The following is a 12650-nucleotide window of genomic DNA, read 5'->3' on the forward strand; positions in this document are numbered from 1 at the left end:
AACAACCTGAAAAAAGATTAACCAAAGAATTATGAGAAAAAATATTGTAGCCGGAAACTGGAAAATGAACAACGACCTTGCGGAAACCGAAGAATTGCTTTCGCACCTAAAACTGCAAATGGTTAAAGAGCCGGAAGCCGAGGTTATGGTTGCGCCATCTTTCACCAATTTGTACAGCACATTTAAGGCGCTTAAAGATACTCCTGTTAAAGTTGCCGCACAAAACATGCACCAGGCAAAAAGCGGTGCCTTTACGGGAGAAGTATCGGCTTCTATGTTAAAAAGTATAGGGGTGAATACCGTAATTCTGGGACATAGCGAGAGGCGCGCTCATTTTCATGAGACCAACGAGATCCTGGCTGAAAAAGTAAACGCGGCCCTGGAAAACGAAATGGAAATAATCTTTTGTTTTGGGGAAGAACTGGAAGACCGCAAAAGCGAGAAGCATTTTGAAGTGGTGGCAAGGCAATTGGAAGAAAGCCTCTACCAAATTTCTGAAGAGTCCTGGAGCAAAATCATCCTGGCGTACGAACCTGTTTGGGCAATTGGTACAGGAGAAACAGCATCGCCAGAGCAGGCACAGGAAATGCACGCTTTTATCAGAAAAAATATTGCTGAAAAATACAACCAGCAGGTTGCCGATGAGGTTTCCATTTTATATGGTGGAAGTGTAAAGCCGGCCAACGCAAAAGAGATTTTTGCTAAGGAAGATGTGGACGGCGGCCTGATTGGTGGCGCCAGCTTAAAAGCTGTAGATTTTATGGCGATTGTAAATTCGTTTTAAATGGCATCGAACTACCTCGAATTCATCTTTAAAATTGAGCCGGTACAACCCGCTTCAGAAATTCTGGTGGCAGAACTGGGGTACCTCGGCTTTGAAAGTTTTGTTGAAAATGAAGATGGTGTAACGGCTTATATTCCCCTGGAAGAATACGAGGAAGACCTGCTAACCAACGTGCATATTTTACAATCTGAAGAATTTGAGATTACCTATAGCCAGTCTGAGATCGAGCAGGTAAACTGGAATGAGGAATGGGAAAAGAATTTTAGTCCGATAGTTGTAGATGATATTTGCAGTGTGCGGGCGCCATTCCATCCAAAACCTGAAGCAGATTTTGATATTGTTATAGAACCAAAAATGTCTTTTGGCACCGGGCATCACGCCACTACTCATATGATGATCAAGCTTATCCTTGAGAATGAATGGGAGGAAAAGCGTGTACTGGATATGGGTTGTGGTACTGGTGTGCTGGCAATTCTCACTGCTTTAAAAGGTGCAGCCAAAATAGACGCGATAGATATTGATAACTGGTGTTATTTAAATACCCTTGAAAATATTGAACGGAATGATTGCGAACATATAAATGTAGAAGAAGGTGGCGTAGAATTGTTGCAGGGAAGAAAGTATGATGCAATCCTGGCTAATATTAACCGTAATATTTTGCTGAAGGATATGCAGGCTTATGTGGAGGCACTGAATAAAGGTGGTGAAATTTACTTTAGCGGATTTTATACTGAAGACCTTGAAATTATCAAAAATGCAGCTGCGGAATTAGGGCTTAAATATGAAGATCACCTGGAAAGAAACAATTGGGTAGCTGTAAAGTTTTCTTTTTAAGGTTTTTAGAAAGATTGTATCTTAGATAAGTATTTATTATTGAAAAACGATTGAAGATGAGCACGCAAGAAGAAGTCTTAGAAAAAGTAAGTACAAAGGCGAAGGAGAAAAAAGAGAATGAGATTGTACTGTATAATGACGACTATAACACTTTTGATCATGTAATCGAAACGCTTATTTATACCTGCGACCATACGCCGGAGCAGGCAGAGCAATGTTCTTTGCTGGTACATTATAAAGGGAAATGCACCGTAAAGACAGGCGCTTATGAAGATTTAAAACCCCGTTGCTCCAAAATTCTTGAAGCCGGATTGAGCGCTGAAATTGTTTAGTCAAAAAAATTATCGAAATCTTTTCAGGTTTTGAAATATCTGTTATATTTGCAGCCGCTTACCGATAAGGTTAAGCATTAAAAATACGGCCTCGTGGCGCAACTGAATAGCGCATCTGATTACGGCTCAGAAGGTTCCAGGTTTGAATCCTGGCGAGGTCACTTTTAAGGATATTTATTCTTATCAAAACCGCGCAAATCTAAGGATTCGTGCGGTTTTTTTAGGTTCTGGGAAATCATTTAATTTGATTTGATTTTAAAAGTTGGCTGGATTAACCTCATCTAATCTTAAAAAACTATGAATACCTCCAACATATTTTCAGTCCCTTTCCAGGTATTTTCAAGTATAAAAGAGCTTTTCTTAAGGCTGGCTCGGTAAGAGTAATCAAGAGGATGCTATAATGGTATCTTCACAACTTCGGCCTGGCCGGGGATAAGGGCATTTCTTGTAGCCCAGAGATTCCCTTCTTTATCAAAAACAATTGAGGTTAACATCGGAATGTTGCTGGCTACAACTTCACAGTGAAGCGTTCCAGGGTCACATGCCTGTATACGGCCTCCTTCTCCTACTCCTGCTTCTATTGCAAACCAGCTTCTTACATCCATTTCAGCAACATATAACAGTCCGTCTTCCCCAAAAGTCATATCCATGATAGAAGTGAAACCGCCGTCAAATGCCTATGTACAATCCGCGCTTGATCCGCACATAGCTCCCTCTGCATTAGGTGCGATTCGCCAAATGTTTGCTTCACCTGTGGGTGCTGGAAATCCTTTAAGCTCGCCCACATAATAATACCCGTCGGGCCCAATTACCACTGTGGTGGGTACTGCCTGGGCCGGCATCATAGGTGGCAATTCACAGAGATCTGCTCCCGAACCGGGACAGCCGACGAGATTTTTAACATTATCGGTAGATACTACTTCCGGAGGAAAAACTGCCACTACTTCAATATTGCCCAAATTGTCCACACGTAACAGATCATTGCCTCCCGCATCTACTACAAGAGCTAAATTTTCATTTATTGCTTTAACATCAAAAGGATTGGAGTTTACATCTGCACCATCGGGGTTGTAGGCCGCTTCAAATTCAAAAAGATTTACGACTTTTTCGACACGGTTATTAAGAACCTGATATAGCCGCTGATTCTCATCAAGGGGTGTCTCCTCGGCAGGGCCCGTGGTGGCCCACATATTTCCTGTTCCTACTGTGGCGATAGAATTAACGCCGGGAAGATCCAGTATCATATTTCCGTAAAGATCTTTTATCCCAGCCGAAGCATCGGCTACTAAAATTTTACCGTAAGGTATCGTAATCAAATCAAACAAGGGGCCATTGAACTGGGTAATAATCCCATCGCTGCATCCAAACATCAGGTGCTCGTAATCAACAGCCTCATCTCCATCAAAATGCGCCTGAATATCTTCCCGGCTTAAAGTTCCATTCAATGTAGAGGCATCTGCATCACCATAAACACCTGCCCAATCCAGTAAAGTGATTTCGTAGTAAATGTAATCTTCATCATCGGCAAACTCAGCCAGGTCCGGAAGGACAATACATAAAGGTTCAGCCGAGGGGTCTTCGCCCTGAGTTGAAACATTGTTTTCTTCATTGGAATATAATTGAATACCTGTGTCATCTGTTCCAAGCCAGATATCTAGTGAAAAAGCAGCTGGAAAATGTCTTCCGCTGTTTTTGCAAAAATTGGCGAAGAAACAGAAATCAACTAATTCAGTAGGGATAAGGTCAAAGAATAGATATCCATATTCATTAACAAGGCGTTCATCATAACAGAGAACAGGAACATCTACATACTTCTTAACACCGGCACCTAAATTAATGGTCAAAGGCAACGGGTTTTCGACAAATCCTTCTAATTCGCCTCCCCGCGGGGCCAACCAGATAAGTTCACCGGCAGAATTATAGACCGCAAAATAATCTAAAGAATAGGTTCCCGGGTCCAGTTCCAATTCAGGGACGTACTGTGTAAAAGTTTCTCCCGCAACCAAGTCAATTTGGAAAGGTTCTCCTGGGGACCCCAGGACTTCAACCACGTCCTGCAGTAAAATAATTTCAACATAAGAGGGATCATCATCTGAACAGGCGGGCAAGTCATTAACCGCCTGTTTAACTGCTGCTTTATCCGCAAGCAAATCGTTTAGTACCGCACCAAAGGAGATGCTGGATTTTTCACTGGCTATTGGGGAATTTTCTTCTTCACTGCAAGAAATGAACAGGAAATCAAAGGACAGGAATAACAATAATTTGGACAAGTTTTTCATCACATTATATAAATTAAAATGGTTGCTTTAAAAACTATTGTACTAAAAAGAAGACCAGGATTCTTTTGCGATTCTTGGGAGGTGTACTGTTAAACTTGAAGATCATTTAATTGGGGAATAAAAACAACTTCGAAAATATCTGAAAGTAGAGTATAATTATTTAATAAGGTATAGGTGTTTTCCTGTAAAATTTCAAAACGAAGAGGCATTTTTTAAGTGGTAGAAAGAGAAAAACCGAAGTTTAATTCTCTTTAAACGAAAGAATTTATATCCCTGGGAAGGATTATTCTTAACACCCATCCGCATTTATGTTATCGATTACATTTTTTAGCTTCAGAGGCCGGCTAAGCATTCCAAAATAGGAGAAATTTATCATATTCTCGAAATTAAGTGCCTATGGCAGCTTAATTATACGTTATTCCCTAGCGTAAATCATAAAATTTTATTTTTTAAAGTAAAAAATTTTGTAATCAATAATTTATAAATATATTTACGTAATCGATTACATTGTTAAAATAATTGTGATTTTTGTCCCTTATATAAGTATGCCTGAGGTTGCAAGCTTAAATAGATCTTAAATTCCTTTTTTTGACATTTTACGATATCGTTTTCGGTTTGTTTTAGAAGAAAATGAAAATTATTTGACTAACTAATTCAATTTCACATTTATTAAATGAGGTTTTTATGAAGAAAAAAATTCACTACAAATTATGTTGTCTCTGCAGGAAAGAATTTTCCGGTAGAAAACATGACGGTATTCCTTTAGTGATGTTACTTATGTTCGTTTTTATACTTTCAGGTAATTCGCTTTATGCTCAAAATACAGAGATAACCGGAACTGTGATCGCTGAGGATAGCGGGGGACCTCTTCCTGGAGTTACAGTACTGGAGAAAGGAACTTCAAACGGTACGGTTACAAATTTTGATGGAGAATATTCTATTGAGGTTTCAGGAGAAAATGCTGTTTTAGTCTTTAGTTACGTGGGCTTTAAAACACTTGAAGTTCCTGTAAATGGCCGTAGTGCTATTAACGCCACGCTTCAGGTGGATTCAAGTTCCCTGGATGAGGTTGTGGTGGTAGGATATGGTACCAGCCGAAGGTCCGATTTAACAGGTTCTGTAGTTTCTATTTCGGGAAATGAATTAAAGGAACAGGCGAAATCCAGTGTTGCTGAAACCTTAACAGGTAGGCTGGCCGGTGTGCAGGTGTTATCTACAGAAGGTTCTCCTGATGCTGAAATTAATATCCGTATTCGGGGTAACGGCTCCTTAACCCAGGATAGTTCACCATTAATTATTGTAGATGGGTTTCCTGTAAATAGTATGAGTGATATAAGCCCTACAGATATTGCGAATATTTCAGTTTTAAAAGATGCTTCCTCTACTGCTATTTATGGTTCCAGGGGTGCAAACGGGGTAATTATCATTACCACTAAAGATGGGGTTAGTGGTAAGATAAGTGTGAATGCCAATTCCTTTTATGGCTTCCAGAAGATCGCCAATACAATAGATGTTCTTTCGCCTGAAGATTTTGTAAAATGGCAATATGAGTATGCTTTGCTTGATGATCCTGAAAACCTGGATTCTTATGAAAGATACTTTGGTTTGTGGCAGGATTACGATCAGTACAGCGGACTGGAAGGCAATAACTGGCAAAAGCAGATTTATGGCAATATGGGCGAAGTTCAGAGTTATGACCTGGCGATTAGAGGTGGTTCTGAAAAGGCTAATTTCAACTTTAATTATGCCCATTACGATGTAAATACAATCATGATAGGTTCTGATTTTAAACGGGACAACCTTTCTCTTGCACTAAAAAGCCAGGCTGGTGAGAAGGTGGATTTATCTTTTACCCTTAGGTATTCTGACACTGAGATTAATGGTGGGGGTGCCAATGAGCAAAATGAGATTTCTTCTTCTGATTCCCGCTTGAAATATAGTGTGCAATATTCTCCAATTCCAATTTCGGGCCTTACTACTACAACTTCTGATACAGAGGGGGCCGTGGCAAGCTACTTAATAAACCCTTTTGTAGCTACCGCCGACAATCAAAGGCAGCAACTAAGAAAGAATTTTAATATGCTGGGAAGCTTTGGTTGGGATATCCTGGAGAATCTTAGATTTCAATCAGATTTTGGCCTGGACACGCGTTACGAGCAGGATTACCGTTACTACGGGCGTTCTACATATTATTCAAATAACAGGCCTTCAGCAGAAAATCAGGGGTTACCTTCGCTGGTTTATAGTGATCGGAAGCGCGAAAGCTTTAGGAATGCAAATACCCTTAATTTCAACTTTAATGATTACTTCAGTGAGGATCACAGCCTTAAGTTACTTTTAGGTGAAGAAATGATCGTGACACAACATAATGTTGAAACCTCTGAAATACAGGGTTTTCCAAGAGATTTTGATTTTGAAACCACCAGGAAGTTGACTACACAGGGAATTCCGCAGAGTGTAGATAACTTTTATAGTCCGGACGATAAGCTATTGTCTTTCTTTGGCCGTGTTAATTATGAATTTCAAAATAAATATTTAGTCACAGCAACTTACCGTGCCGATGGTTCGAGTAAATTCCTTGGAGACAATCGCTGGGGGTATTTTCCCTCGGCAGCGGTAGCATGGAAGATAAAAGAAGAAGGTTTTTTACAGGATACAGAGTGGCTTGACGCACTTAAGCTTAGATTGAGTTATGGTGAGGCTGGTAATAATAATATTCCTTCCGGTCAAACTGTACAAAGCTTCCAGTCCAACACCACAACCTATCTAAATGGTATTCCAACGTACTGGTCTGCTTCAAGGGTTTTGGCTAATCCAGATCTTAGGTGGGAAACTACGGTAACTCAAAATGTTGGTCTTGACTTCGAAGTGCTGCAGGGCGTATTAAGCGGTAGTGTTGAAGCATATAAAAACCTAACAACAGATTTATTGCTTGCCTTCCGGACTCCCGGGTCGGGATATGAATATCAGTATAGAAACCTTGGTGAGATCCAGAACACCGGTATAGAAGGTTCATTAAATTATAATGCAATCACCAAGCAGGACTATGGATTGAGCTTCAATTTTAATATTTCAGCAAACAGGAATAAGATTAATTCCCTGGGATCATTAGAAGATTATCAGGAATATTCAGGATGGGCTTCTTCCCAGATAGGTAGCGATTATGCGATTTGGGAAGGCCAGCCTGTAGGAGCAATGTATGGGTATAGAAATGATGGGCGCTACGAAGTTTCTGATTTTGACTTTGATCCCGCAACAGAGACCTATACGCTAAAACCCGGAGTAGTGGATAATAGTGCTATAGTAGGCGAACTCATGCCTGGATCTTTAAAGTTGCAGGATATTAATGGCGATGGAGTGGTAGATATTGAAGATAATTCTATTATTGGGGATGCTAACCCAGATTTTACCGGTGGTTTTGTCCTTAATGCGTATGCTTATGGTTTCGACTTTTCAGCAGCCTTTAACTATAGTGTTGGAAATGACGTTTATAATGCAAACAAGATACAATATACCACCGCCAATGAAAATAGCCAGTACAGAAACCTGAGTACTATTATGGCAGATGGTAACAGATGGACAAATCTTGATCCTGAAAGCGGCCAGCTAATAACAGATCCAGACCAGTTAGCGGCTGTAAACGCCAATACTACAATGTGGTCTCCTTATATGCGTAGTTACGTATTTAGTGATTGGGCTGTGGAAGATGGATCTTTCCTTAGGTTAAATACAATTACTTTAGGTTATACCCTTCCTGATTCACTAATGTCTAAATACGGAATTAATAAACTGCGATTGTACGCAACTGCAAATAATGTGTTTATCCTTACCGATTATTCAGGACTAGATCCTGAAGTTTCTACCAGGAGGCAGACTCCTCTTACACCGGGGGTTGATTATTCTCCATTCCCCAGAAGCAGGCAAGTGGTATTTGGGCTAAACCTTAATTTTTAAAAATTAGATGAAAATGAAAAATTTAATAAAAATCTGTTCAGTATTTCTTATAACAAGCCTGGTGGTATCCTGCGAGGAAGATTTTTTAGATGAAGATTATCTGGATGCTCCGGCAAAGTCAACCCTCGATGAATCAACTATTTTTTCAACAGTAGATTTAGCAAAGGGTGCTGTGGACGGTATTTTGGAACCTGTTGGGCAAACCAACTCTTACAGGGGTCGTTTTATTCCATATTACGGGTTTAATACCGATGTGGAATATAATTATAGTGCAGGCGATGAAGGGTCGGATGCAGACCTGGTTTATTATGATGCAAAGCCCAGCAATTCCCGAATGAATACCGATAATAATGCCTGGGCAATGATGTACCAGGGCATAGAAAGGGCAAATATTGTAATTAGAGGTTTAAGAAATTATGGTAATCCTGAACCAGGAACTGAATTTGGTCAGCTCTTAGGTGCAGCCCTTACCTATCGGGCAATTTATTATGCCGATCTAATGAAGACCTGGGGCGATGTTCCGGCACGTTTTGAACCTATTACCAGTGAGACACTATATTTGCCAAAAACAAGCCGTGACACCATTTATAAACGGCTGATCGCCGATTTAGGCGAGGCATCCACATTGGTGGCATGGCCTAATCAATCAGCTGCAACCACCACAGTAGAACGTATTAATAAAGCCTTTGTAAAAGGATTACGGGCCAGGTTGGCAATGGTTGCGGCTGGCTATCAGCAGTATCCTGATGGGGTTAGAAGAAGTAATGACCCCGATCTTTCCGTTCAGAATATGTACCAGCTGGCACTGGAAGAGTGTAGGTCTGTAATTAATAGCGGGACAGCTTCCCTAAATCCTTCTTTTGAAGGTTTCTGGAGAGCATATAACGAGGAAAATATTAACGCAGGCGGGGAATCCTTATGGGAAATACCCTTTGCCGATGGCCGCGGGCGTGTATTATTTTCATTTGCCGTACGCCACCGCAGTGCAGACCAGTTTACGGCTCAGCCACGTGGTGGTACTGCAGGTCCTACTCCTACTGTGTTTTATGATTATGATGAAGATGATACGCGTAGGGATGTTACCTGTGTTCCCTATGAGTGGGGTGCCGCAATAGAGGGAATTGCCCAACAGGAGCTGGTTGGTATCGATACCTGGTACTTCGGTAAATACCGCTACGAATGGATGGATCGTTATGTAACTTCTACAAATGATGATGGCGTTAATTTTATATACATGCGATATGCCGAAATTCTTTTAACCGCAGCAGAAGCAGCTAATGAACTGGAAGGCCCTGCAGCGGCAGCGCCTTATCTTAAAGAAATCCGCAGAAGGGCTTTTCCTTCAGATTTGCATAGTGAAAAAGTGGATGCTTATGTAGATGCGCTAGGTTCCAAGGAAGAAATGTTCAATGCTATCGTAGAGGAGTACAAATATGAGTACACAGGAGAGATGGATCGAAAAATGGATCTTATTAGATGGAACCTTTTAAGTGAAAAACTGGATGAAGAAAAGCAGGAATTGGCAAATCTCGAGAATAGGACAGGAGATTATGCCAACGTGCCAACAACCCTTTATTACAGGTATGAAGATGATGGCTATACCCTTGATATCTATGGTTTAGAAAGAGGGGAGACTTCAAATCCCGGACCCGATTATTCTGCTTTTCCGTGGGATCAGCCACTGGATGAAATTATAAACACCATCTATAAGCCGGGAGTTAATGTGGATGAAAGACAATTCTGGCCGATCTGGCAGGTCTTTATCGATGCCAGTAATGGTCAGTTGGTAAACGATTACGGTTACTAGAACTTAAATAAAAGAATTAATTTATTGAATTATGAAAGTAAAATATATCATTAAAAGTTTACTGATAGCGATTCTGCTTACGGCTACCATTACGGGCTGTGACTATGATAAGGAGCTTATCGAAGACCTTCCGGTAGACAGGGAATTTGCTCCGGTTAATCTAAGGTCCTTCGTAAGGAATCAGATAAATGTAGAGTTAAACTGGACGGTTGATGAAAATGTTAACAGCTATATTGTAGAGTTTTCTAAGGATTCACTAAGCTTCAATAATATAGTGAAAACCATTGAGGTTAATCCAGAGGAATTACCGGTAACAGTACCTTTGGAAAGTGAGACCTTATATTCAATTAGGGTGAAGGCCATTAGCGATAGAGGAAATGATGATTCTTCCTGGGCTGTTACTACAGCGCGAACTCTAACAGAACAACTTTTTATAGAAGGCGAACCAGATGATGTTAAGGCTAAAGAAGCTATTTTTAGATGGGTTCCAGGTAGCGAGGTGACTGAAATCAGTATAAGTCCGGGCGATATTACCCATACCCTAACCCCAGAGGAAGTGGCAGGGGGAATGGCTACGGTTACTGGGCTCACGCCTGAAACGGAATATACCGCAACCTTGTTTAATGACAGCCAGATAAGAGGTATTAGAGAGTTTACCACAGGGATTGACATAGGTGACGGCAAATTGGTTACCCCGGAGGATGATTTGCTGCAAATGATAACCGATGCCATTGCAGGAGACATCCTTGTTCTTGAACCAGGAGATTATACCGAACAAACAGGAACTGTAACCCTGGACAAATCCATTACCATAAGAGGTTTGAGAAGTTACGACAAACCTATGCTGAAAATGAATTTTGAACTTGTTGCCGGTGCAGAGGATGTGGAACTGATAGATCTGGACCTGCAGGGTCTTGGTGAAGGATCATCAGACCTGTCAGATGTTGTTAGGTATACTGGCCCGGGCAGCTTTAATTCTCTGTTGATAAGCGGCTGTAACATCCATGATTATGGACGTTCCTTTATTGCCGGTAATGAAACTGATGCCATTTTACAAACACTTACTGTTGAAAATAGTATTGTGTATAACATCTTTACTTCAGGAGGGGACTTTATAGATTTTAGAAATTCAGATGTACTTAATGTTAATATTTTAACAAGTACTTTCTATAATTGTGCACCAGACCGCGATTTCATAAGAATGGATGCCGCTGGAACTTCCAATGATAGTGGTATAACTGCTAATATACTCATAGATAGTTGCACTTTATACGCTGTTTCTGATAATGATAGTAGCAGGATATTATACATTCGGTTTGTATCCAATGATGTAACAGTTAGAAATACGATTATTGCTGAAACCGATTCAGAAGGTTATGCAGACAGGGAGGGGATAGATGAATCTCCGGACTTTAGTAATAATAATTACTTCAATGCACCCGGATTCCTGGATACATCGCAGTATATTTATGATGATAGCAATTACTTCAACTTAGATCCTGGTTTTGTAGATCCATCTACTGGAGACTTTACGGTTACTAATCAAACATTAATTGATAATAACGTGGGTGATCCTCGTTGGAGATAAGATGGTTTTAAAAAATTAAATAGATCAAAAAGGGTATGTGTTTTAAGGACACATACCCTTTTATTTTTTTACTTCATATGCAGGGCGAAAACGATATCGGCAAAGTTTGAGTCAGAAAAGGCAATTATCGCGATAAATGTGAAAATAAATGCCCGGGCAGCAGTAAATGTCTCATTTATAGAATTCTGTCCCGGATTTTAGAAAACTGAAAGCTTACAGGGAAGATTAATAGTCTTCATATTAATACATTTTAACCAAATTAAATCTTTATGGAATGATGAAAAAATTACACTTATTAGGCCTGTTCCTCCTTCTGGGAATTTTACAGGGCTATTCACAAGAAACCTCAGAAAATCTTCCCGATGTCTGGGATTTTGGAGCCACACAGCTCGATGAATCTGAGTACAACAATCAGTTGACTGAAGAAATTATTAATTCCTGGTATGATGCGTCCATAACCCCGGGAACCTCGGGCATTAATTTGCCAGATTTCACGGTTGGAGATCTTAGCTTTACAGGAGGTGGTAGTGACCGCCTGCGAACCAGCAATACGAATCTTACCCGTTATGATGATGATATTGATGAATATGAAGATTTTAAAGGAAGGGTCTATATCAATTCATCGGGTGCTACAGGCAGGTTCCTCAGCATCGAGTTGGCTGAAGGTGATGAAGTAACAATCTGGGCGCTTTCCCAGGAAGGTGACAGTAATATTCATTTTCAAAATGCTGCAGATCCAGAACTTCAGAATGATATCATTGCCGTAGGGGAAGAAATTACCGAATTAAAATTTACGGCAGAAACTTCCGGTACTTATAATATCTATGATGATACCGGGAAACCAAGTTATTTTAGAATTGTACGTGAAAGTAATACGATGAGTTCAGAATCAGGCAGTGATCTTACCGATGTTTGGGATTTTGGTGCCACACAGCTTGATGCGTCTGAATACAATAATCAATTGTCGGTAGATATTATCAATTCCTGGTATGATGCATCCATAACCCCGGGAACCTCGGACATTAATTTGCCAGATTTCACGGTTGGTGATCTTAGCTTTACCGGAGGTGGG

General features: G+C 40.4%; 9 protein-coding genes and 1 tRNA gene. 8 read left to right on the forward strand and 2 right to left on the reverse strand.

From position 1 onward, the window contains the following. Positions 1–31: 31 nt before the first annotated feature. From tpiA to RM553_RS02580, 4 genes are all read left to right on the forward strand, one after another. On the forward strand, positions 32–784 hold the full coding sequence (tpiA, locus tag RM553_RS02565) for a triose-phosphate isomerase (RefSeq protein ID WP_311533406.1): 753 nt from the start codon (positions 32–34) through the stop codon (positions 782–784). After that, positions 785–1618, forward strand: a complete 834-nt coding sequence (gene prmA, locus RM553_RS02570; protein WP_311533407.1) for a 50S ribosomal protein L11 methyltransferase — start codon at positions 785–787, stop codon at positions 1616–1618. Between the two features lie 56 nt (positions 1619–1674). Beyond that, entirely contained in the window at positions 1675–1950 is a 276-nt protein-coding gene (locus RM553_RS02575) for an ATP-dependent Clp protease adaptor ClpS (protein ID WP_311533408.1), read from the forward strand. A gap of 87 nt (positions 1951–2037) precedes the next feature. Beyond that, positions 2038–2111, forward strand: a tRNA-Arg gene (locus tag RM553_RS02580). 234 nt (positions 2112–2345) lie between these two features. On the opposite strand, the gene RM553_RS02585 is transcribed toward RM553_RS02580, so the two are convergent. Both RM553_RS02585 and RM553_RS02590 read right to left on the reverse strand, forming a co-directional pair. Next, positions 2346–2600 (reverse strand): hypothetical protein, encoded by a 255-nt coding sequence (locus tag RM553_RS02585; RefSeq protein WP_311533409.1) that lies wholly within the window; start codon positions 2598–2600, stop codon positions 2346–2348. Positions 2601–2627: 27 nt separating this feature from the next. After that, on the reverse strand, positions 2628–4229 hold the full coding sequence (locus RM553_RS02590) for a ScyD/ScyE family protein (protein WP_311533424.1): 1602 nt from the start codon (positions 4227–4229) through the stop codon (positions 2628–2630). 684 nt (positions 4230–4913) lie between these two features. Between RM553_RS02590 and RM553_RS02595 the strand changes: the two genes are divergently transcribed. The 4 genes from RM553_RS02595 to RM553_RS02610 all read left to right on the forward strand — a co-directional run. Continuing rightward, complete coding sequence (locus RM553_RS02595; protein WP_311533410.1) at positions 4914–8183, forward strand: SusC/RagA family TonB-linked outer membrane protein; 3270 nt, start codon at positions 4914–4916, stop codon at positions 8181–8183. A 13-nt stretch (positions 8184–8196) separates the two neighbouring features. Then, positions 8197–9990: a RagB/SusD family nutrient uptake outer membrane protein gene (locus tag RM553_RS02600; protein ID WP_311533411.1), complete on the forward strand. Its 1794-nt coding sequence runs from the start codon at positions 8197–8199 to the stop codon at positions 9988–9990. 31 nt (positions 9991–10021) lie between these two features. After that, on the forward strand, positions 10022–11578 hold the full coding sequence (locus tag RM553_RS02605; protein ID WP_311533412.1) for a DUF5123 domain-containing protein: 1557 nt from the start codon (positions 10022–10024) through the stop codon (positions 11576–11578). A 274-nt stretch (positions 11579–11852) separates the two neighbouring features. Continuing rightward, positions 11853–12650 (forward strand): hypothetical protein (locus tag RM553_RS02610; protein ID WP_311533413.1); only part of this gene is annotated, 798 nt, incomplete at its 3' end.

This window comes from Autumnicola tepida (assembly GCF_031846485.1).
GTDB classification, from domain to species: Bacteria; Bacteroidota; Bacteroidia; order Flavobacteriales; family Flavobacteriaceae; genus Autumnicola; species Autumnicola tepida.

Bases quoted from the DNA above. Each gene is read 5' to 3' on its own strand.
- prmA (WP_311533407.1), top strand. From the start codon at position 785: ATGGCATCGAACTACCTCGAATTCATCTTTAAAATTGAGCCGGTACAA.
- RM553_RS02590 (WP_311533424.1), bottom strand. From the start codon at position 4,229: ATGAAAAACTTGTCCAAATTATTGTTATTCCTGTCCTTTGATTTCCTG.
- RM553_RS02595 (WP_311533410.1), top strand. From the start codon at position 4,914: ATGAAGAAAAAAATTCACTACAAATTATGTTGTCTCTGCAGGAAAGAA.
- RM553_RS02575 (WP_311533408.1), top strand. From the start codon at position 1,675: ATGAGCACGCAAGAAGAAGTCTTAGAAAAAGTAAGTACAAAGGCGAAG.
- tpiA (WP_311533406.1), top strand. From the start codon at position 32: ATGAGAAAAAATATTGTAGCCGGAAACTGGAAAATGAACAACGACCTT.
- RM553_RS02605 (WP_311533412.1), top strand. From the start codon at position 10,022: ATGAAAGTAAAATATATCATTAAAAGTTTACTGATAGCGATTCTGCTT.
- RM553_RS02600 (WP_311533411.1), top strand. From the start codon at position 8,197: ATGAAAAATTTAATAAAAATCTGTTCAGTATTTCTTATAACAAGCCTG.
- RM553_RS02585 (WP_311533409.1), bottom strand. From the start codon at position 2,600: ATGGATATGACTTTTGGGGAAGACGGACTGTTATATGTTGCTGAAATG.